Below are 22,004 nucleotides of genomic sequence, written 5' to 3'. Positions count from 1 at the left end.
CGCCATGGAGAAAGTGATCGTTCGCGGCACCGACGGCCAGCTCGCGACGCTGCGTGGGCGATCCGGGGTGAACCTCATCGGCGGGCAATCCGATGATTCGGGCACATGGTTTGTGGTCGCATATCTCGACGACAACATCCGCGCGGCGCTCACCGCCGAAGGGATGCAGGTGACCCTGCTCGCCGATGCCGCAACCACCGGAACGAAACTCGAGGCCGCTCGGGGTCAGGTCGGCACCGGACCGATACCAGCCGATGTCCGGATCCGAGGCGAGTTCTCTGCCGAGTTACTTCAATCGGCCCTTGTTTTCGTTCGAGCGCGGCTGAACGCCTTCGCGATCGACGCACTCGCCTCGGCAGACAGCCTGGCCGCAAAGCTCGGTGCTGCCGGTGGCGGCGCGACCATCGCCGGGGACCATTCCAGTGCACTCCTCTCGATCGACAAGTTCTCCGCAGTCCTCGAAGACGGCCTACTCCACCCGAATCCCAATTTCATCCGCGCCGCGATCGCACCTTTGGCCTCGGCGATCGGTGCACTCGACACCGCTGCCATCAAACTGGGAGGAAATCTCGCGGCCCTCCTGACCGAGACCTTCGCCGTCGCCCTCCCCGGCTCCGGCATTCTCAGCCAACTCGGCCTGCCTGCCGGCCCCGGCGCACTCACCGCAAGCAGCGGCACGCTCGGGTATTCGGTGCGCGCCAACAGCCCCGAGATTGTCGGGATCGGCGTCGACTCGGTGGAACTCGCTGCCGGACTGCGGTTTCGGGGAGCAGCACCGGCGCTCGGTGTGACCGTCACAGTGACCGGGGCGCATATCTCGATTCCGGGCGCAGGTGAACTGCTGTCGGCCATCGGCCTGGCCGGAAGTGGCGTGACCGCCGATATCGCGGTCACGGTCGACAGCACATCCGGCGTCACGATCGGCGGCGCGACGCAGGGACGAATCGCCCTGCCCGCGCGTCCGCAAGCCGGGCCGATCAAAGTCAAAGGGCTCGCACTGGATTTCGGGCGTGACGGGGAACGGCTGGTGTTCGACCTGGTCGCAATGATCCAGGGCAACCTCGGACCACCGCTCCAGCTCACGGTGGACGGGGCCGGACTGCGGTTTGTCATCGACCCCGCGAACCCGCATCCGCTGCAGGATGCGACGGCCAAGCTGCCGACCGGATTCGGTGTTGTGCTCGATGCCGGTCCGGTGCGAGGCGGCGGATACCTCGACATACGCAGCGTCCCCGGACGTCCCGACTGGACTCGCTACGGCGGTGCGTTGCAGTTGCGGATAGGTCCGGTGGACGTCAAGGCATTCGGCGTGATCACCGACAAACCCGGCGGATTCTCCATCGTCGTGGTGATGTCGGTGGAAATCAACCCACCCGTCGAACTGGGACTGTTGTTCACGCTCAACGGGGTCGGCGGCATCGTCGGTATCGAGGTGGCTGCCAATACCGAGGCCTTGCGTGCCGGCCTGCGAACCGGCGCGCTGGCCAATCTGCTGTTCCCGAGTGATCCGGTCGGCGCCGCACCGACAATCCTGGACACCTTGTCCTCGGTGTTCCCGCCCACCAAGGACGGATTCGCGATCGGTCCGATGGTGAAACTCGGTTGGGGCCGCCCGATTTCCTTTGTCACCGCCGAATTGGCGCTGATCCTCTCGCTTCCCGACACGAAGGTCCTGCTCCTTGGTCGTTTGCGGATGGCGATTCCGCTGCCCGAACTGGCGCTGATCGACCTGCGGGCGGAAGTGTACGGCGAGTTCTCGGCAGACCGAATCCTGGTGATCGCCAGCCTGTCCGGATCGCGGATCGGGTTCTTCGGCATCGGCGGTGATGTCGGCTTGCTGCTCCGGTTCGGAGACGACGCAACATTCGCTCTGTCGGCGGGTGGCTTCCACCCACGCTATGACCCGCCCAGCGAGCTGGCATCACTCCAACGTCTCAATGCCGAGCTCTCCCCTCCCGGGCTGCAATTGCGGCTCGAAGCCTATGTGGCGATCACCAGCAATTCGGTGCAGTTCGGCGGGCATCTGCAGGTGGCCATCGCGATCGGCGACACCGGCGTGTTCGGGTATGTCGGACTCGACGCGCTGATCCGGTTCGCTCCCCGATTCGGGTTCCTGGTCGATGTGGAAGCCGGAGTGTGCGTTCGGGTCTTCGGGCTCACCCTGGCGTCGATCGACCTGCACCTGCACCTCGAAGGACCCGGTCCGTGGAAGGCCTGGGGCACCGGAGAGGTGTGTCTGCCGTGGCCGCTGCCCGACGTGAGCCTCGATGTCGGCCCGATCACCTGGGGTGACGACCCGGCCACCGAACCGGCGAAGGTATCGCCGCGCAAGCTCGTTCGCGACGCACTGGCGAAGGAAGCGGCGTGGCGGGCCGCCCCGGCACCCGGTCGGGAGCAACCGGTCCACCTGCACGAATTACCGGCCGGCCCCTCCGACGGTCTTCCGGTCGAACCGTGGTCGCTGCTTCAAGGACTGCAGTCGGCGGTGCCGTTGGATACGGACATCGCCCGCGTCGGTGCCAGCCCGGTTGTTGACGGCGAACATCGAATCAGTTTGGGCGAGCCAGTTTTCGAAGATGTCAGTGGAGGTGGCGCACTCACCGGGGCGGCCCGGTCACCGGTCGCCGATCGGTTCGCCGCAGGCCAGTATCTCGATCTGTCCGACGACCAGCAGCTGCGCCGGCCCTCGTTCGAGCAGTTCCCGGCGGGGCTCAGGATCGATCCGCAGGGTGTGGCCGATCCGGCGGCGGGAGCAGTCGAGGCGGATCTGCGATACGAGACCTCGTATCCGCATCGGCCACGCAAGCGGTTCACGACCGAGCTGTACACCTTGACCGGCGCCGACGCCGTGCTCGCGGCGTACGCAACCGCGGCCGGACACAGCAATCTGCGGGCCGGCGACCGCTACGCCACCCTGTCGCCCGGTCTGCCCATGGCAGGGTCCGACCAGGCCGTTGTTCGCAGTCGCAGCGACCTCACTGTGGTGGCGGGGGTTTCGAGTGCGGTCATGACCTGGACCCATGCCGAAGCGGCGGCGGCCGCCGCCCCCGCAGCCCTGCAAGTTGTCGCACTCGGAGGCGCCTGATGGCCGGAAAAATCGTGGCGGACGCCTTTCGCGTACACCTGCCGATCGAACCCGAAAAGCTCGTCTTCGACTCCTACACGCTGCTGCCGCACTACCGCACCGGTATCGCCGCCGCATTGCGCCATCCGTTCAGTCCCACCGCACCCGCCACGGCAAAGGTGGCCCTGCGGGTGCCGGTGGTCGCCGCGGCCGGGACCGACAACGCCGAAGTGACGCTGCGCCTGCGTGGTCCGGGCGCGGTGGCGTCGCTGATCGGAAAGCAGGTGATCCGGAGGTACCCAGAACCCGGCACCGCCAATGCCGAACCGAGCGACCTCGCGCACATCGAATTCGATGCGCCCGACCTGCCGTGGCAATTCACGCCGGCTGGCCCGGACGCGAGCGGGTACCTGCCGCCGTGGCTGCGCCTGGTGGTCGTCGATGCTGCAGTCTCCAAGGTTGTCGCCACCACATCGGGTGGGCTACCGGTGTTGACGACTCCGCGTTCCGAACTTCCGCCGACCGGCGAGGCCTGGGCCTGGGCGCACGCGCAGGTGATCGGCAAAATCGCTGCGGCACAAACCATTGCGCAACGCCTCGCGCCCGCCACACCGTTGGCAAATCTGTCCCGTCTTGTCGCCCCGCGTCAGTTACCGGCATTCCGGAACTGGATCGCCTGTGTGGTGCCGACTTTCAAGGTCGGCGCGCAGGCGGGGCTCGGCAATGAACCCACTGAACAAACGCTGGCGTACGCCTGGGGCGACGGCGCGGGTGGTGTGGTCACACTGCCGGTCTACGACCATTGGACCTTCTCGACGGGCCCGAACGGTGACTTCGAAACCCTCGCCGAACGATTGTGGCCGGTGATGGCGACAGGCTCGGTCGGCGAGCGCCGCGTCGATGCCACTCACCCCGGAAACGGCATTCCTGTTGTCCCCGCCGATGCGGAAGGCGGCGACCGGCGGGTCCGGGGCGCGCTCACCCGGCCCAACGCGCCCAACTCCGACGGCAAGCACTGGCCGACCGGCACCACCGACCACCTGCGCCACCAACTCGAAGCCGCCGCCGAGCACAAGTTCGGCGCCCCCGCCGCTGACGACCCAGCTGTTGGTCCCCCGATCTACGCGGGCGCGCACACCGCACGCTCGCGGGTCCCGGACGCACCGGCGTCCTGGTTTCGCGATCTCAACCTCGACCCGGCCGACCGCATCGTGGCGGGCCTGGGCACCCGTGTCGTTCAGATGGATCAGGAATCCCTGATGGCCAGTGCGTGGGCGCAGGTGGCCGGGGTCGAGGACGCGAACCGCGCGCTGCGGTTGGCCCAATTCGCCCGCTACACAGCCCAATCGCTGCACCGTCGCCACCTCGGCGGCTTCGACGCGGCAAACCTGCTCGCCGTGACGCAGCGGGTGTCGAGCCGGATTCTGGCTGAACCGGGCACAACGCTGAGCGCGCACATCGGGGCGAGTGTGCTGCCCAGCGGCGCGGTGGCCGGGACCTTGCGGCGACTCGCGGCACCACGCGGCAAGATCACCCGGTTCGTGCGGTCGCCCGACGGCGAATTGCCCGCGGTATCCCGTGCGCGGGCAGTGCGCCGCCTGGTCACCGACGATGAAGGCAACGCCCGCAATTGGGTCCGCACCTATGCCGATCCCGACGGAGTGACTGACCTGCACCCCGCCGGTCTGGAACTCCTCCCTCCCGGTCTCGGCGACCTGGTCGCCGCCGGGTTGGCCGAACCCGCCCTCCCCGACGCGCTGACCGCCGCCGCCGACGACGGATCACTGTCGGACCTGCTCGAAGGCGACCCACCCGACATCGCCCGAGATGTTGTGGCCACCATGCTCGATGCCCTGCTCGCCGCACTCCCGACCCGCGACGAGATGGAGCGGAACCGTGATGCGGCCGCCGGTGTCGGCGACATCCTGCGTCAACTGTTCGCAGTTCTCGACGTCGGACAACGATTCGGCCAGACCGACTGGATCGTGCAGGCATCGACTGCTGCCCGCACCGGCATCGGACGTTCGGTGGGTGACGGTTTGGCCCTGGTCAATGTCAACGAGGTGGAGTCCTACGCCCGCGCGGTGGCGGAATGGGCCCGCGAGGCCGGTTTCCCGGTTGAAGTCGCCGCCGACCCCGAGGTGATCGATGTGCTGCTCGTCGCCATCCGCCACAGTGAGCCGCGTGGCCTCGCCGACGACTACCGGTTGTTGTCCGACGGCCTGACCCGTCCCGGCGGATTGCGCGACATCGACCGCAGCAACTTCGCCGTGGGCAGCCTCGACCTGCTGGGCAAGCTCGACCCGAAGGAAACACTCACGCGACGCGTACTCGCCCGGCTACCTGCGCCCAACCTCTGGCCGCCATGGCTACCGCGAGACTGGTTCGGGGACAAAAGAATCGAACAGGTGCTGGCCGCACCACGCTTCGACCACCCGATGTATGAGGCGCTCGACCGGTATGACCGGGAATGGTTGATGCCAGGTGTTGGCGCGATGAAACCGCACGAGATGGTGACACTGCTACAGACCAACGCCCGCTTTGCCGAGGCATTCTTGGTCGGCGCCAACACCGAATTCGCTCGCGAACTGGTGTGGCGGGGGTACCCGACCGACGGGCGCGCGACGTCCTTCTACTCGTTCTGGACGCCGGCAGCCGAACTTCTGGCTCCCGTCCACGCCCTGGACGACCAGTCGCTCGGCGAGCACATCGACGAAAAGTTCGCCGGCGCACTCGTTCTGCTCGTGCGCGGCGAACTGATCCGGCGGTATCCGAATGTCCTCGCGCATGCCGTCAAGCAGACAGCTGATGCCGATCCGCCCACGGTGTTCGCCAAGGATCCGGCGAAGACGCTGTTCCGCCTCCACCTCGACCCCGACCTGCTGCTCATCGGTTTCGATCTCAAAGCAGCCGATGTGGCCGCGCCGCCACCCGGGAAGGCCGGCGCCTACTGGTTCACTCTCAGCGAGCACATCGGTGAGCCACGATTCGGGCTCGACGAAGTGGACGAACCGGCCGCCAAACATCCCGACGGGGCCTTGGTGAAACGCGACGACCTGCAATGGGGTGATCTCATGCAAGACGCCAACGGGTTCCTGCTAACCACCACACCTCGGGTGAAGATCGATGTGACTGGCGGCTATCGGCCCGATGCCGCGTTCCTGGCATGGTTGCTGTTCCAGCAACCATCGCGGGCGGCGTTCGCGGCCACCGACATCATGGACAAGGTGCGGTGATGGACAACTGGGAAGCCGTGGATCCGGCCGTACCAATGCTGTTGCTGCCAGTGCGAATCGAAACCCGTTCAACGCCGGATCGCACCGCGCTGCGCGTACGGATCTATCCCGACGACGTCCATGTCGACATGCTCGATACCGCAGTGAACCCCGACGAACGCGTGGCAGGCGTCCGTTACTGGCAAGAACGTTGGCCTGTCGATCGACCGGTCGATGCCTCCGACCCGTGGACCGGACTGGTCGGTGCAATCGGTGCGCGGCGGGCGGCCTGGGTCGCGGCGGCCCTGACGCCGGTGAATCTCGCTGCCCGGCCGGACGATCCGCCGGAGTTCCCGGATGTCCCCGATGCGCCGGACGTCGACGGTGTGTGGGCGCGGTTGCTGCCGGACTGTTTTCGCGTCGTGGTTGATCAAGCCGGTGTCCGGACGTCGACTCCCGGCGCACCGATCGCACGCGAAGGCCTCGCGCTGGGCCCCGGATTGGATCTGCGAAAGCCCGGCGCGACAGAGAAGCTCGGTGCGATGGTCGACAGCCTGCGGGGGCAACCGGGCATCGAGCCGGATCCCGACATCGCTTGGCTCACCGACTACGACGCCGCCGAAGCCGCAGGTATGGCCGTGACGGTGCCGCTGACCGATCCGTTCGCGCGTATCGACCGGCTGTACGTGATCGGTGTACGTGCTGCAGAATCACCCGAGACGACGGCCGACGAGCTCGCACATCTGTTGCGTGCACACGCATTCGGCGACGGACTCGCGTTTGTCGCACCGGGGACGGTCACCAACAACACCGCCTCCTCGAAGTCGGCATGGAGTCGTGCTGCCCGGGCGCCGGGTGAACCATCGATCGGCGTCGCGTCGCCGGATCCGGCGGCCAACGCCCAGGTGCTGGCCACCGCGTTCGGCATCAGTCCCACCGACCTGATCGGACTCGATGACGCGAACCGCACCGACCAGGCGACGGCGGCGGCGTTTGCCACCGCACTGTGGCCGGTCACGTGGGGAACGTTCCTCGACAAATCCCTGACCCCGAATGCGGCAGGCGGCGCGGTACCCGCGGCAGCTCGCGAAACCGTGCGTGAGCATGCAGCCGCACATGTGCGGGGGCTCGGTCCGCTGCCGACGATGCGAATCGGCAAGCAGCCCTATGGAATTCTTCCCGCCACCACACACGGGGCGTGGTGGAAGCCCCGAGCAGGCGACTACATCGACCAGTCGCTGGCTGCGCTGCTGTCACGAATCCGGCCGCTGTGGACGCAGGCCGCTCACTCGGTGCCGACGGTGACCTCGGGCGATCTCGAGAAGGACCTACCGCACATCCTCGGTCACGCGCCGCTCTCGCGCGGCCTACGAGTGCGTAGCGCCGTCGACGCGCAGACGGCCAAACCGATCACGCCCAACCTCGGGACCGCAGCCAACTCGGCGGCGCAACATGCGGTCACCGTGGCCATCGAGACTCTTATCGGCACCACCCCCGGTGTTTTTGTGCCGCCCGACCTACTCGGGAAATCCACCCGCAACCTGGCGTTGCCGATGGCACATGACAGCGACGCCGACTTCTGTTCAGCGATCCTGCGGATCGAACAGCTCCCCGAGGTACACAGTGTCCTGCAGGCACTACTCGGACTCGCCGAGGCAAAGGCCCGCCACGAGGTAGAAGAGTTTTTCGAGCGGGAACGGCTGCAGCAGTTACAAATCCGGCTGGGTGCCGCCCAAGATTTTGTCAGCCAAGACGCGATCGACCTGGGACTTGCTGCTCTACAACGCCTCTCGGATCGGTCCTGGGATGAGCGTGAGCTCTACCGGGATGCTGCGTCTGCCCTGGAAAGTTACGTCGGCCCGTTCGAGCCGACACGGTTCGCGGCCCGCTTCCCGATCGTCTCGCTGCGCCCGCACCTCACGGAGGCCATCGGCGATGTCATCGAAGGTGTGCGTGCAGCGGCCGCAGCACTTCGGGCTGCCCAGCGGTTCAGCGAAATTCGCGCTGCCATCACGACCATTGCCGGGATCGAGAGCATCACCGACCGTACGCTGTTCCTGTCCGGCACCCTTGACTGCACCTCGCACCGACTCGACGCCTGGCTGACTTCCCTGGCCGCTCGTCGGCTCACTGCCGCCCGCACGAGTGGGGTCCGGGGAATCGTCGTCGGCGCCTACGGCTGGGCCGACGGATTCGACTTGGCGCCGCCGGTTGATGTCGACGTACCCGGCCTGGAGGGACCGGTGTTCCAGGCATCGCGCGACGGCGGCCACATCCTTGCCCCGAGCCCTGCCCACGCGGCAACGGCCGCCGTACTGCGCGGCGCGCATCTCACCCACGATCCCGGCGACACGGGCCGTTCGGCATTGAACATCGACCTGTCCAGTACCCGGACGCGCGCAGCGATGTCGGTGCTCGACGGAATTCGGTCCGGTCAACCGATGGGGGCACTGCTCGGGTATCGGTTGGAGCAGTGGCTACACATCCGGACGCCGGAGGGTCACGCACTGGATCGGTTCATCTATTGCCTGCGATCGCTTGCACCGATTGTCGCCGCGAAGGCGACCGACCGGGCTCCCGCGGGTACCCCGGTCCCGGAATCGCTGGAGTCGATCGCCGCCTCCGAGGTGACCGATGGGCTCCGCCTGCTGGAACTGTTTCGGGCCGACCCGGATTCGGTACTCGCCCGGCTCAACACACCTCCCGCCGCCTACAAGAACTACATCGTGAACTGGGCACTCCCGACTCCCGACGAGATCACGGCGGTGAGCGCCGCGATCGAGCGGCTCGACCGGTTGCACGACGCGATCGCCGACCTGCTGCTCGCCGAGTCGGTGCATCAACTCGTGCTCGGGTCTGCGCCGCGGGCGGCCGCCGCGATGGATGCACTCTCCGGCGATGGCATGCCCCCGATCCCCGATGTCGTGAAGACACCGCGCTCGGGTGTCGGCCTGACACATCGAATCCTTGTGGGGGTGCCCGATGGTGCTGTTAGCGTTGTCGATGGCTGGGCGGTCGCGGCCCGCGCAAAAGCCCACCCCGCCTGGGAGATGTGGGCCCGCGAAGGGTTCGGGCGAGCCGATCTGATCGTGCTCGGGCCCGGAATCACCCTCGCGGACGCACACCTCTGTGCCCTCGACTTCCTTGTCGCAGCAGGCAACAACCCTGCACCGTTCTGGGCACTTCTTCGTCGGCGCCTACCCGGTCTCGCTGTCGAGCCCGAACCGGTCCGTCCGGCCGGACTCCCCGCGAACGCCCTGATCTTCACGGAGGCATGGTCGCTCGCCGGTTCGCTCCGGAATCTGATCGTGGGAACCCGCGCCCTCGGGCCCGAGGACCTGGTGCCACCCGGGGAGGCCGGATCGACGAGCACCACACAACGTCGGACCATTGATCTCGCCGACCTTCATACGCGCGCCGAGGCCGCGGTGACCGCGCTCGGGGCGCTCATCGACGCCGTTGAAGAACCCATCGCCCGAGTGGACGCCTTCGCCCTGTTCGGACTGGGTATGTCTGGTGACCCGACAATTCTGCCGGACAACGAACTCGCGGCACACATAGCTGGGTTGAACGCCGGAGCGCAACGACGGTTCGCGGCGGCCGATGCACTGCTCACCGCATTCAACGGAGAGCCACCAGAAGATGATGCCCGAGCGCAGGCCGCGCTGGCCGAAGTGATCTCGCAGGTATTCGACGACAAGCTGCCGGTATTGCCGGTGATCGAGCAGGGCCCCGACCCGGTTGCAGTGAGCCTCGCCGCCGGAGTCCGTGTGCTGCAGGAGAATCGTGAGGTATCCGACGGCCGAGACGTGCGGCCCTGGCTCACCCGGATCGCCCGGGTGCGACCCGCAGTGGCCCGCTACACCGAGACCTTGCTCCTACGAGAAGCATTGGGGCAGCGGGTACCGCTGCGCGTGGGACAACTACCGGACGGCGCCTTCGGCACCTGGATCGGCCTCCCGTTCGGCAAAGATACTCTGCCTCCGGATGTTTCAGTGACCGGGTTTGTTGTCGAGACGACTGCGGATGCGGTACCGGGACGGCTTGCCGGGTTTGTCGTCGACGAATGGACCGACGTGGTGCCCGGACGAGTATCCGTGCGCGACCAGGCCACCGGAGAGCCGACCGGTGCGCTGCAGGAAGTCGGCACCGCCGGACTCGCGGTCAATGCCAACGGCCCCAACGCCCGTGCGCCGCAAGTCCTGTTGCTCGCGGTGAGTCCGGACGACGCGCCGTGGTCGCCGGAAAAGGTGATCGATCTGCTGCGCGATACCTACGCGCTCGCACAGGAGCGCGCGGTCACCCTGGAACGGCTTCCGCTGGCCGGCCGGCTGCTTCCGGCCGCCTACGTGCAGGACTGGTCGCTGCAGGGCGAACCGGTGCTGGACGTCGCCCGGCTGGTGATGAACGCGGGCGTCAAAGAAGCCATACTGACCCACGTCGCAGAAAAGAGCTGAGATGGCCGATCTGATCGCAACGAAGGCCTGGACCGCGACGATGGCGCCGCTGCTTCTGCGACCACCATCCTGGACTCGGCTCGAACCGCAGTCATTCTCGGGTGATCCCGGGCCGGGTTTGTCTGCGGCCGTGAGTGATCCGCTGTGGTTGTTGACGCGACAGTGGCAGTTCGGCGAGTTCGCGGGCGAGGATGCGGGAACCCCGCTGGCCGTACGCGTGGACGCGACAATTGCACCGGTGACGCGGTGGCAACCCGGCGATTGGACGGCAACCGAACCACAAGCCGTGCGGGACCTGACCAACGAACCGCTGGACGTGTCGGTCGAACGCGAGCCGATCGCCGGCCGCCCGGGCCTGCGAGTTCTTGCCCAAGCAGGTGCAGCCCTGCTCACCGCCCTGCGCGACGCCGGGCTGTCCGCAAGCGCCGACAGTCTGATTCGTGAGGCGCCCCTGCCGTTCGGTGACAAGACGGGTCCCGGCTGGACCGGCCCCGACCTCCTCCTGCGTGGACGGGCCGTCGACGCCGAAATTGCCGCCGTCGCACTCGAACAAGCAAGTCCGAACCTGCCCGCCCGGCTCGACGGACCGCAGCGCACGGAGATCCTCGAGGTCACCAACCGATGGCGGCAGTGGTACCGCAGCGAGATCGCACCCTCCACCGACGCGTCGTCCTGGGTCGGCCGTCGACTCGAACACCGTTACAGCGTGGGCATTTCGACCGGTACAGCCCTGCGCGCCCCGGAAGCCGCCGGCGGCGCCGCCGACTGGTGGACATTTGACAGCGACCCCACCGACCTCGGCCCACGCACCGACCCACAGTCGTTCACCCACCGCTCGGTGGCAATTCCACTGCGGTTCCCTGGCATGCCCGCCGACCGATTCTGGGAATTCGAAGACGCCCAGATCGACATCGGCGCACTCGAATCCGACCCGCACGACCTGGCCCGCCTGCTCGTCGCCGAATGCGCACTCATTTTCGGCTGCGACTGGCTCGTCGTTCCGATCGACCTGCCCACCCGGTCGCTGGCCACAGTCACAACAGTGACCTACCGCAACACCTTTGGCGAAACGTATCTCGCGGCGAACGCGCCGGACCGCGATCGGATCCTTCCCGAGGATCCATGGCGGATGTTCACGATCACCGGACCGGACAAGGCTTGGGAGAACCGCAGCGGTACACCCGGGTTCGACGGTCTGTTCGTCCCCCCCGCCTCGATCAGCTGCCTAGAGGGGCCGGCTGTCGAAGAGGTCCTTTTCCTGCGTGACGAAGCCGCCAACCTGGTCTGGGGTGTAGAGCGGATCGTCGAAGATCTCGCGGGCGACCCCCACCTCCGAGAAGCCGACCACCATACCGTCGAACCCCCTCTCTCCGGGCGTATCCCCGATGCCGAACTCGACTATCTGCTGCAGACGTCGGTCCCCGAATGGTGGATTCCTTATGTCGCCCGCATCGAAGTCGACGGACCGGTCCGACTGGCCCTTGTTCGTTCCGCGCTGCTGCGATTCGGTGAAGGTCTACCGCCCGATGGTGTGCCGATACGCGGAATCGGTCGTCTGCTCAACGAACCCGGTCACGCTGTACTCGATGATGCCGAGGTGCCCCGCGAAGGTGTTCGAGTACAGCGGGTGCCCGTGCTTGCACGGCGGTCCGACGGGTCCTATGACAATTGGACTGCTCGCCGAGTCTCTGTGGGGCGCGGCGAAGGGCGCAGTGGGCTCGAATACGACTCGGCCACTCCACGACGAAATGTATGACCCTCGGAAACCTGACACGACTTCCGCTCGCGAAATCGCAAGTGCGTAGATACTGGGCAACGTCCCTGCCGACTGCCCAGTGAGCTATGCGCCCAAGGGTTTACAGGGTCCTCGTGGCGTACATCGTTTCTTCCAGCTGCCACGTGTGTCCGTCGTCCACCGAAACCTCGCCAGTCCATGTGAACGAGCGCGCGGTGATTTCAGTGAATCGCCAACGCAGTAGCGGATCTTCATCGCGACTGATGAGTTCGATGCTGCCGCCGCCGCCGTTGTGTCCGATGAACTTTCGCACTCGCGAGTTGATTGGCTCCACCCAGGTGGATCGCCATGCATCGATCGCTGGATCGTAGAACCGGATCGTGGAACCGTGGAACGCACGGACACCTCCCGTCATCGCTGTCGCCCCGGTTCTGGGCACGATCCATACATCCTGAATCGCTCGACCGCCCAGCACCCAGCCGAAGTGCAACTCCCCGTCGAGTGTGTCCAGCTCAGTTGCCGCCGAGACCCACCGCAAGTGCCACGAGCCGATAAATTGCCCGAACGTTTGCAGCTTGTCAGCGAGATCCTCATCGGGTGCAGGCGCATGCAGGTTCGTTCTCAACGCTTCCGCATTGGTCAACATGCTGACAGGCTGTCATGGCAGCAACAGATTGTCAGCCCATTGACATAATTTGTGTACTATCGCCATGTGGACAGGGCCGAGATGTACCGACTTTTGCTCGCCGACGTCTACGAATTAGCTGGTACATCTCGTCGTACCAGCGAGTCGATCGCGCGGGGCGCGAACCAGACAGTTGCCCGGTGGCATGCCTTGAGCGTGTTATCCGAACCAGCCACCGCGGCCACCGCGGCCCGGCGTCTGGGACTGTCTCGCCAGAGCGTGCACCGGGTCTGCAGTGGCCTGATCCGAGACGGTCTCGTGGAGACCGTGGACAATCCCGACCACCAGACTTCGCCGCTCCTGCAACTCACCCCCGAAGGTCACCTGGTGCTTGAAGAATTGGTCGAGCGGGCAGACACCGATCGGGCGCGTCTCCTTGACCGCGCCGCTATCACGGCCGAACAACTCGCCAGTGCACGCACAGTGATCCAGGCTGCAATTTCGGCTCTCAACGAAACCTGAGATCACCGACCCAGCCAGCCGCACTAGCAGTGCAAGGTCATGGAGTAGATATCGCGTAAGTGTCTGTACTTCAACACATTTCGTAGACACCGAAATTATCGACCCGACTGGGCAACGCGCGCACGCAATGGCATCGATCCTTCGATGCCAACGGTGAGCGGACCCACTAGCCGATTGCGCTCAGAGCGTCTGCGCCGCGACCGATATTTCTGCCAGGAGCTCGGCTTTGCGGGCATCGTCCGCGAACGAACCTGTGACCGAGTTTCTCGCCAATGTCACAAGATCTTCGGGATTCAGGTCGAGCGCGTCGCGGACCCCGTTCAGGTTGTCGTCGACGTACCCCCCGAAATAGGCGGGATCGTCAGAGTTGACGGACACATTGAGACCCTTGCGAAGCATCGTTCGCAGCGGATGGTCAGACAGCTGATCAATCACTTTTAGGCTGACATTCGACAGCGGACACGCGGTCAACGGAACACGGTCCTCCACCAGGCGTTTGACGAGCCTCTCATCCTCAAGGCACCTGATGCCATGGTCGATGCGTTCGACACCGAGCAGGTCCAAAGCCTCCCAGATGTACGCCGGCGGGCCCTCTTCACCCGCATGCGCGACGAGGTGCAGACCTTCGGCGCGCGCCTTCGCGTACACATCCACGAACTTCGACGGCGGGTATCCGACCTCCGCGGAGTCGAGTCCGATCCCGAGCATCGGAGTTCCGAGCGCAAGCACGTCGTCGAGGACGGTCATGGCCGACGCCGCACTATGGTCACGCAGCATCGAAACGATCAGGCCGGTGCTGACACCGTGATTTTCAATGGAGCTACTGAGCGCCGAGGTGACTCCCTCCATCACTTCTTCGAGTGCAACACCCCGAACCAGGTGGGCCTGTGGGTCAAGGAACACCTCCGCATGTCGTACACCGGCGAGCGCTGCTCGCGCCAGGTAGGCATTCGTCATCTCGGCGAAATCGGCCGCGGTCCGCAACGTCGACATGTTGGCGTAATACAGATCAAGAAATGACTGCAGATCCGCAAACTGGAACCGGCTCCTCAGTTCATCGACGTCGGCGTAGGGCAGGGTGATCTTGTTTCGTTCGGCGAGACTGAAGATGGTCTCGGGCTCGAGGGTTCCCTCGAGGTGGAGGTGAAGTTCGGCGACCGGTAGGGACGTCATTTGCGGTCCAATCATGTTGTGCAGGTGTCGAAGTGGCTCAGTGAGCGAAGTCCAGGGCGTTCGGTCATCGCATTCCTACTCGGACCCGACGAACGGTCCACACTACCATTCGTGGTGTCGCCGGCCGGCCGGCCGGCTCGCACATGGACTGCTCCCCGATACGTCGCCTACTAACACGACGAATTCTGTCGAAAGGGGCGTGCTCGCCCTGTCAGTGTCACGGGGCACTCGGCGACCCAGACGGGGCCTCTATGCTGGCATTGTGTTCTTCATCTTCGGTTACGGCATCAAGCGGCAACACCTCGGCCCGGGTCAAACCCGAACGTGCCCGCACTGCCACAACACCACGCAATGGACACGCATCCAGCAATTCAAACAATTCACGCTGTTTTTTCTTCCGATCGCACGTTGGAAGCATCGTCAACTCGAGCAATGTGGCATCTGCGGCACCATCACCGAGGTTTGAGCGCCTGGCCCGCGCTCTGCACGACCGACAGAGTCGAACGCGTACACGGCGCTCTCCTGTACAACTTGACCATGACAAGCCGCCGCGTATTCCCGCTCGCGCGCATCACGGGCCATGTCGCGTGGTGGATCTTTGTGGTCGCAACACTGTTCGCCGGCGGCATCAGCTGGACGGGCGCAAGCAATCGCTTGAACGGCAGCTTTATTGACGCCTCTTTCACCGCGCGATCAAGTCGGTGGACCGCCTACACCCCGCTGACCGACTCGCCGGTGGGCATTGCCAACTTCAGCGCTTCGGCGCCATATGACCGATGGACCGATCCGGAGTTCTGGTCGATGGTTGCGTTTGTTGTGGTGCTCATCGCCGCTGTGGCCGAAGCAATTTCGGCTCGTCGGTTGCTACCGGGGCTAGTTACGGTAGCCGCCCCGTGTGTGGCGTTGGGGCTACTGCTGCTGGCTACCCCAGGCATCCTCGACAGCGTCGAACTCGACACCATGTCCGCGATGGGTGTTGTGCTGGTCGCGATCGCGGCCCGAGAAGTATGGGCACGCCAATTCGCGCCCCGCCCACCGCTACCCGACTGAACGAGTTGTCTCAAGCTTCATCTGGCAGGGGCATCTCAACTCGATAGACGAATGACCGTCGGATAGTCGATTGCGGCCCAGAAATTTACGTCACCACCGAAGGATCGCAGTTCTGGTCAAATGTCCAGGCATCGGTAAGCTTGCGCGATGGATCTGGTCACGCTTGTTCTGGCGTCACCTCGGGGGCGTTCTTTCTGCGCCGCCATCGCGTACTTGTGCAGCCCAGATCAGCGAGTTGCGGCCAGACGCCGACCCCAGACAGCGGCCAACGTTCGCGAAGTCATCGAGGCGGTTGATCTTCAAGCGATCCCCAAACTGTCCGAACTCGAGTTGATCGAGGCTCTGGAGTTCGCCGCGAACTGCGCTCACTACTGGCAAGAACCAGACGATGAAGATGTGATCTTCGCCCGCCCGGAAATAACTGCCGCTCTACGCCCGGTAGCCGCCACTGTCTTGGCCGCGGCGCATACCGCTTGATGGGGGGATGCTCCCCACTTAGTCAAGGAGTGCTGTCATGGCCGCTGCGCAGGGTGCTGGCCCGAAGTCGCCCCGTCCCATGCGCGCCGATGCCCGGCGAAACCGCGACGCCATCCTCAACGCCGCCCGCGAAACATTCGATGACGAGGGTGTTCTCGCATCTCTCGATGGCATAGCCCTGCGCGCCGGTGTGGGCAATGCAACGCTCTATCGCAACTTCCCCACCCGCGATGATCTGCTCGCGGCCGTCATGGAGACGAACACGGAAGCAGCGCTCAACGAGGCAGTGGAGCTGTCTCGATCGTCCACTCCACGCGAGGCACTTGCCGAATGGCTATTCCGTCTGACGTGGCAGATGCGCATCTGGCACGACCTGCCCTACTGCATTTCCACAGCCCGCGAAGACCCGTCATCATCGATGAACACGGCCTGCAATCCCCTATTCACCCAGACAAGCACCCTTCTCGATGCAGCGAAATCCGCCGGCGATGCGGTCGAGTCCATCACTGCGGACGAGGTGTTCGAGTTGATCACCGCACTGTCATGGGGTGTGGATCGCTTCCGTGACGACACCGAAGCCGCACGCCGCCGCGTTGCCATTGCGACAGCGGGCATCTTCACCCGACCTGGATAGTGGCGATGTTGCCTAACTGGGCCGGTGCGTAACGTGTGTTACGGTCACACATAACGCATGTTACGTATCACCGGGACGGGATCATCTATGACCGACGGGCCGACACAAGCTGTAGTCGACCGGATCTCCGCCGCTGTGTGGGCTGTGGCGGCCGACTGCGGCTTGGAGAACGTTTCGCTGCGTGCGGTCGCTGTCCGCGCAGACTGCACCACCGGCCTGATTATGCACCACTTCGGTTCGCGCACAGACGTTTTAGTTCACGCCTGTCGGACGATGTACAGCCGCGTCGTCACACGCGCCGACGCAATCCAGGAAGGCCGCAAGCCGAGCATCGACGTGCTTGTGGACGTCCTATCGGCCGTGCTGCCACTGGATCACGACCGGGTCGACGAGGTCCGCGTGTGGGCAGGCTTCGCCGCGACCGCCCTGGCGGAGCCGCAACTCAAAGAGGTCCACATCAACCACCACCGCCAGTGGGTCACACGCATCACCGCCCTGGTCCAGGACCTGCGTTCAGACGCCACCGAAAACGACGTCGAAGATATCGCGAAGTCGCTGTCCGCCACAGTCAATGGTCTCGCCTTGACGGCCATCTTGGACACCGAGACATATCCGCCGCGAACGCAGCTACGCCTACTCACAATGTGTGCCGCCGAGGCGCTCAACTCGCTGACAACAACGGACTGATCCACATCCGAAAAGCCCGGCGAAGCAGAACCATTCCGCGTTTCGCCCTCCGATCGAAAAACGAGTTCAACGATGATTGACCCCCACTTCGTCCTGTTCGGCGCGCTGCTGAGCCTGGTCGGCTGTTCCTTCTACATCCGCGCAGTGCTGACAGGCTCGGCCAGTCCGAACAGGGTCTCGTGGTTCCTCTGGGCTGCAATGCCCGTCATCGCTTTCCTCGCGCAGATCGACGAAGGTGTCGGACTATCCTCAGTCCTCACCCTGTCCGTCGGCCTGGGACCGGCGTTCGTCTTTGCCTCGTCGTTTGTCAACCGGGAAAGCTACTGGCGCATCACGACGTTGGACGTAGTCTGCGGCGCGATCTCGGTGGCCGCCATCGCGGCATGGCTCCTACTGGACAGCGCCACGATGGCGCTCGTCATGGTCGTGATCGCAGATTCTGTCGCCGCACTGCCCACCATCGTGAAGAGCTGGAGGTCACCGCACACCGAGAGGTCGGACTACTACGTGCTCGCCGGACTCAACGGAGGGATCGCGTTGCTGACTCTGGACTCGTGGCGCATTGTCGACTGGCTGTTCCCCGTCTACGTTGTCGCCGTGACCACCACCATCGCTGCCACCATCGCGATCCGGCGCCGAGCGAACGCCACTCCGGTTGCTGTCACCAACTGACCGGCCCCGGGAGCACTCGCGGCAACAACACGATCAAAGGCGACCGGTCACCGTGGACCGAAGACTTCTACTCGTTCCACATCACATCCCCCGCTGCCGAGTGAATAGACCCTCGAGGAGGTGAGAGACAGAATCGGATAGTCCAGCGGCACACGCACCGAAGGCTGCTCGAGCTATTTCGGGATCGAAATGCTCACCGCGCCCGTACTTTCTGCGGCGTCTCCCACCCCGCGCCGGTCCCGTCCACGTGCTGCACGTCGGCTTCCCATGGCAACCGGTAGTCGCCCGCTACGAGATCCTGCATGAACGTGTAGGGACAATCTGTGGCCCCTCCGTCGACTGCTGTGTAACCGCGGTGCCCGAGTTGGTAAATGTTGTTCTCGACACCCCAACCCCGGCGCGCCTCATCTGCCCGGGCGGGGACGACCTCGGCGGTGACGACACGATCTGGCGATCCGTCACCCCGCACCAGCACGGTGCCATCGATGTCACACACCATCGCCTCACCCTGCGACCAAATGTTGTTCTCGTCCGGGCCGGCGAGCGCCACCGAGGCCGTATAGGCGAGGTTGTGAAAGGCGTTGGTCTGATTGGTGATTCGCCATGACTGCTGAATCGGGTAGGTGTATCCCGCCGTGCGCAGGATGACGTTGGCGCCCTTGTACGCTGCCTCCCGGGCCATCTCGGGCAACATTCCGTCGTGGCAGATGATGAGCGCGATCCGGGAACCGGACGGGCCGTCGCAGACCGGGATCCCTAGATCTCCGGGCGCCCATGGCTCGGCGGGCACCCACGGATGCATCTTCCGGTAGTAGAGAACCTCCTCGCCCTTGTCGTCGATGATGATGCCGCTGTTCCACGGCGCACCGGACGGATTGCGTTCCATGATCGAAAAACACCCCCAGACCCCGGCCTCACGGCAGGCATCGGCGAGCAGCGCCATCTCGGGTCCGTCCCGGTCACAGAGCATCTCGTTGTCGAGCCAGGTGTCCGGGTCAAGACCGTTTATGCTGTACTCCGGCATCACGACCAGGTCGAGCGTCGGCATGCCCTTCTTCGCACCCTTGACGACACTGGCGAGTCGTTCGGCGGTCGTCTTCAGGTCTGCCGGGGTCTTGATGATCGGCACCCGGGCCTGCACCAGTCCCAGGACCAGCGCCCCAGGCGTCGGATTGAGTCCATCGAGTCCACTCATGGTTGTTGGTTCCTTACTGTCGCGGTGGAGAGCGACGACAGTTGTGGCCATCGCCCTCCGAATGGTCTGACACTCACGAAAGTTGCTGCAGCATCGCCCAGATGCGGGCATCTGCGCGGTGGTCAGCCTTCGGCGGACCATGGACTAGCGCAGCATCGACCGCAACGGCCTGGGCGCGAGCGGCGTCGTCGGTGCGTTCGACAAACGCGTGCAGATGATCGTCGAGCCTATTCATCTGTGCAAGTGCGGCTTCGGCGATCTCGACAGCGGTCACCGACGGGGAACGGACCGCTGCCGAGACCGCGGTGGCCGTCATTCGGGTCAGGTCGACGTCGGCCGGGAGCGTCATACAGCGACCTCGATCTCCGCCGCGACATCGTCATTCACCTTGGCAGGAGCAGCCGTCGGCACGAACTTGTCGATGATCAGATAAGCAATTGCGGCACAGACCATTCCGACGATCGCTTCGCTGAACTGCGGAGCCCAGTGATGCACGGCGTAGGCGCAAACGGCGCCAATGATCCACGCCGCGAAGGGTTGTACGCGGAACGCGGTGATGCCCCGTGTGGCGGCCCGGCGGGTGATGAGCTGATCCACGATCAGCACCGCACCGATCGACGGCACGAAGATGCCGAGCAGATTGAGCCAGGTCGAGAAGTGACTCCACACACCAGCCAAAGCGATGACCAGGCCGATTGCGCCGAGGATGAGCGTGAGCACCCGCATTTTCGAACCGGTGAGCTGGCTCCACCCCACTGCGCCGTTGTACAGGCAGTGTGAGCACACCGAACCGAGGTTGACGAACACGAAGAACACCGCGAGCGCAGTCAGGAAAGCGCCATGATCGACGAGGATGGGCATGAAGTCGCCACCGTCGGTTGCCGGGTTGAGTGCTCCCCCCGCGGCCACGATCACCGCCCCGGTCACCATCGCGATGAGGTTGGCGACCGGAAAGGCGCTGAAGGTGGCGATCACGGCTTCTCTGCCGCCGCGTGACCACCGCGTGAAGTCCGCCGCCATGGTGCCCGAGTCGATGAAGGTGGCCACGACGATCGTCACTGCCGCACCGATCGAGAGAACGGTCGCGTCACTGGCACCGCCCTCATAGGAGGTGATCGCACCCCACCCGTTGCTCCGGGCTACCAGGACGATCGACACGACGCCTAGTGCGATGAACAGTGGTGCGGCAATCATGCCGATGACGGTCAATGCGCGGATCCCGATGAAGGTCACACCGATGTACAGCAGCCCGCCGATCAACGCGACCAACGTTTCGTTCCAGCCCAGCGACGTGTTCAGGGTGGCGCCAGTCAAGCCGGTCTGGAAAGCGAACCAGCCGATGACGACGGTCGCGAGAAAGCCGGTGACAATCTTGGATCCGTGATGCCCGAACGTCTCAGCAGCGCTGAGTGCGAAGTTCTTCCCGGTTTTGCCTGCGATGAATGACAGTGCGCCGACGTATCCGAACAGGACGAGGTTGCCGATGATAATCGCCGCGATGCCCTTCCAGAACCCGAGGCCATAGACGATGGTGCCACCGAAGATGGCACAGGTGAGGACCATTGGGAACCCGAACCACACCGCGGAGACCGACAGCGTCGATCGACGGTGCGAGTCAGGAACTGGCGAGTTCTCGAACTCTGAGTCGAGATGCAGTGTGCCGTGGTCGGGCTCTGCATTGGATTTGGCGGAGGTTGTCATGAAGCACCTTCTGGCATGGTTGCCGGCAACTGTGAATGTGCCGTGATGGATTCCCTGGGCACCGATGACGAGGGAGAAGTGAATGAGTAGCCCGCATCGACGAGGGCTGTTCGCAAGTCAGCGAGTAGTGTTGGCGCGCTGTGTGAGTCGCTGTGTACGCATACCGATCGGGTGCCATGATCGCTTGGCCTGGCCAGTTGCGCCAGCGTGCGGGCGATCACTTGATCGACACCACCTATGCGATCAGCGGTGCGTTGGTACATCTGCACCTGGCCATCGCGATAGGGCCGGTCTGCGAAAGTCTCGCTGACCGTACCTAGACCGAGTTCTGCCGCCCGGGACTGCAATTCGGAACCGGGCAGCACATAGACGAGCAGTGACGGATTGAGTTCGGTAATCGCAGCGCACACCGCATCGGCCAGATGCGGATCACGATTGACCATCATGTAAAGCGACCCATGGAGTTTCACATGCTGCATGGTGCAGCCGCGGACCCGGACAAACGAGTCCAGCGCACCGACCTGGTACAGGCACAGGTCGTACGCCTCCTGAGGTGTCGTCGGGATCTCGCGACGCCCGAACCCGATTCGATCCGGGAGTCCGACATGGGCACCGATCGCAACTCCATGGCCTGCTGCCAGATCAACACTTCGCCGCATGACCGCGGGGTCGCCGCCGTGAGCACCGCACGCGATGTTCGCCGAGGTGATCATGGGCATCATCTCGGTGTCGGCGCCGTACTCGTAGACGCCAAAACTCTCACCGAGGTCACAGTTGAGGTCGAGGACCGGCATTGA

Annotated in this window: 17 protein-coding genes; 11 read left to right on the top strand and 6 right to left on the bottom strand. The window is 64.7% G+C overall.

Going from position 1 to position 22,004, the window contains the following annotated elements; translation table 11 throughout:
- Nucleotides 1-4: 4 nt before the first annotated feature.
- The 4 genes from AC56PL_RS07665 to AC56PL_RS07650 are packed head-to-tail and all read left to right on the top strand — an operon-like array spanning nucleotide 5 to nucleotide 12,492.
- A complete protein-coding gene (locus AC56PL_RS07665; RefSeq protein ID WP_497153400.1) occupies nucleotides 5-3,085 on the top strand; it encodes a DUF6603 domain-containing protein in 3,081 nt (1,026 codons plus the stop codon).
- Nucleotides 3,085-6,300: a hypothetical protein gene (locus AC56PL_RS07660; RefSeq protein ID WP_497153399.1), complete on the top strand. Its 3,216-nt coding sequence runs from the start codon at nucleotides 3,085-3,087 to the stop codon at nucleotides 6,298-6,300. Before AC56PL_RS07665 ends, AC56PL_RS07660 begins: the two co-directional genes overlap by 1 nt.
- On the top strand, nucleotides 6,300-10,736 hold the full coding sequence (locus tag AC56PL_RS07655; protein ID WP_497153398.1) for a hypothetical protein: 4,437 nt from the start codon (nucleotides 6,300-6,302) through the stop codon (nucleotides 10,734-10,736). The genes AC56PL_RS07660 and AC56PL_RS07655 overlap by 1 nt, the downstream gene beginning before the upstream one ends.
- A 1-nt stretch (nucleotide 10,737) precedes the next feature.
- Nucleotides 10,738-12,492, top strand: a complete 1,755-nt coding sequence (locus AC56PL_RS07650; RefSeq protein WP_497153397.1) for a hypothetical protein — start codon at nucleotides 10,738-10,740, stop codon at nucleotides 12,490-12,492.
- 100 nt (nucleotides 12,493-12,592) lie between these two features.
- Here the strand turns inward: AC56PL_RS07650 and AC56PL_RS07645 are convergent, their stop codons facing one another.
- Nucleotides 12,593-13,117, bottom strand: a complete 525-nt coding sequence (locus AC56PL_RS07645; RefSeq protein WP_495515735.1) for a hypothetical protein — start codon at nucleotides 13,115-13,117, stop codon at nucleotides 12,593-12,595.
- Between the two features lie 66 nt (nucleotides 13,118-13,183).
- Between AC56PL_RS07645 and AC56PL_RS07640 the strand changes: the two genes are divergently transcribed.
- Nucleotides 13,184-13,618, top strand: coding sequence for a MarR family transcriptional regulator (locus tag AC56PL_RS07640; RefSeq protein ID WP_495515734.1), 435 nt, complete (start codon nucleotides 13,184-13,186; stop codon nucleotides 13,616-13,618).
- Nucleotides 13,619-13,798: 180 nt separating this feature from the next.
- Here AC56PL_RS07640 and AC56PL_RS07635 read toward each other — a convergent pair whose 3' ends face one another.
- Nucleotides 13,799-14,791, bottom strand: coding sequence for an adenosine deaminase (locus AC56PL_RS07635; RefSeq protein WP_495515733.1), 993 nt, complete (start codon nucleotides 14,789-14,791; stop codon nucleotides 13,799-13,801).
- Between the two features lie 259 nt (nucleotides 14,792-15,050).
- Between AC56PL_RS07635 and AC56PL_RS07630 the strand changes: the two genes are divergently transcribed.
- The 6 genes from AC56PL_RS07630 (at nucleotide 15,051) to AC56PL_RS07605 (ending at nucleotide 18,311) form a co-directional block, all read left to right on the top strand.
- Nucleotides 15,051-15,257: a zinc-ribbon domain-containing protein gene (locus tag AC56PL_RS07630; RefSeq protein WP_497153586.1), complete on the top strand. Its 207-nt coding sequence runs from the start codon at nucleotides 15,051-15,053 to the stop codon at nucleotides 15,255-15,257.
- Between the two features lie 71 nt (nucleotides 15,258-15,328).
- Nucleotides 15,329-15,841 (top strand): hypothetical protein, encoded by a 513-nt coding sequence (locus AC56PL_RS07625; protein WP_482141694.1) that lies wholly within the window; start codon nucleotides 15,329-15,331, stop codon nucleotides 15,839-15,841.
- Nucleotides 15,842-15,988: 147 nt separating this feature from the next.
- On the top strand, nucleotides 15,989-16,318 hold the full coding sequence (locus AC56PL_RS07620; protein ID WP_497153396.1) for a hypothetical protein: 330 nt from the start codon (nucleotides 15,989-15,991) through the stop codon (nucleotides 16,316-16,318).
- 37 nt (nucleotides 16,319-16,355) lie between these two features.
- On the top strand, nucleotides 16,356-16,952 hold the full coding sequence (locus AC56PL_RS07615) for a TetR/AcrR family transcriptional regulator (RefSeq protein ID WP_497153395.1): 597 nt from the start codon (nucleotides 16,356-16,358) through the stop codon (nucleotides 16,950-16,952).
- A gap of 87 nt (nucleotides 16,953-17,039) precedes the next feature.
- Nucleotides 17,040-17,639 carry a TetR/AcrR family transcriptional regulator gene (locus AC56PL_RS07610; protein ID WP_482141688.1) on the top strand — a complete coding sequence of 200 codons (600 nt, stop codon included), beginning with the start codon at nucleotides 17,040-17,042 and terminating at the stop codon, nucleotides 17,637-17,639.
- Nucleotides 17,640-17,711: 72 nt separating this feature from the next.
- Nucleotides 17,712-18,311 (top strand): hypothetical protein, encoded by a 600-nt coding sequence (locus tag AC56PL_RS07605; protein ID WP_482141686.1) that lies wholly within the window; start codon nucleotides 17,712-17,714, stop codon nucleotides 18,309-18,311.
- Nucleotides 18,312-18,504: 193 nt separating this feature from the next.
- On the opposite strand, the gene AC56PL_RS07600 is transcribed toward AC56PL_RS07605, so the two are convergent.
- The 4 genes from AC56PL_RS07600 to AC56PL_RS07585 form a co-directional block, all read right to left on the bottom strand.
- Complete coding sequence (locus AC56PL_RS07600) at nucleotides 18,505-19,506, bottom strand: formamidase (protein ID WP_497153394.1); 1,002 nt, start codon at nucleotides 19,504-19,506, stop codon at nucleotides 18,505-18,507.
- 73 nt (nucleotides 19,507-19,579) lie between these two features.
- Entirely contained in the window at nucleotides 19,580-19,855 is a 276-nt protein-coding gene (locus AC56PL_RS07595) for a hypothetical protein (RefSeq protein WP_497153393.1), read from the bottom strand.
- Nucleotides 19,852-21,207 carry a cytosine permease gene (locus tag AC56PL_RS07590; protein WP_495515724.1) on the bottom strand — a complete coding sequence of 452 codons (1,356 nt, stop codon included), beginning with the start codon at nucleotides 21,205-21,207 and terminating at the stop codon, nucleotides 19,852-19,854. The genes AC56PL_RS07595 and AC56PL_RS07590 overlap by 4 nt, the downstream gene beginning before the upstream one ends.
- Nucleotides 21,204-22,001, bottom strand: a complete 798-nt coding sequence (locus tag AC56PL_RS07585; RefSeq protein ID WP_497153392.1) for a 5-oxoprolinase subunit PxpA — start codon at nucleotides 21,999-22,001, stop codon at nucleotides 21,204-21,206. Before AC56PL_RS07585 ends, AC56PL_RS07590 begins: the two co-directional genes overlap by 4 nt.
- Between the last annotated feature and the right edge of the window lie 3 nt (nucleotides 22,002-22,004).

Source organism: Williamsia sp. Y721, from assembly GCF_059683565.1.
Note: the sequence above shows the minus strand (reverse complement) of the source record. Positions and strands in the feature narration are given on the sequence as shown.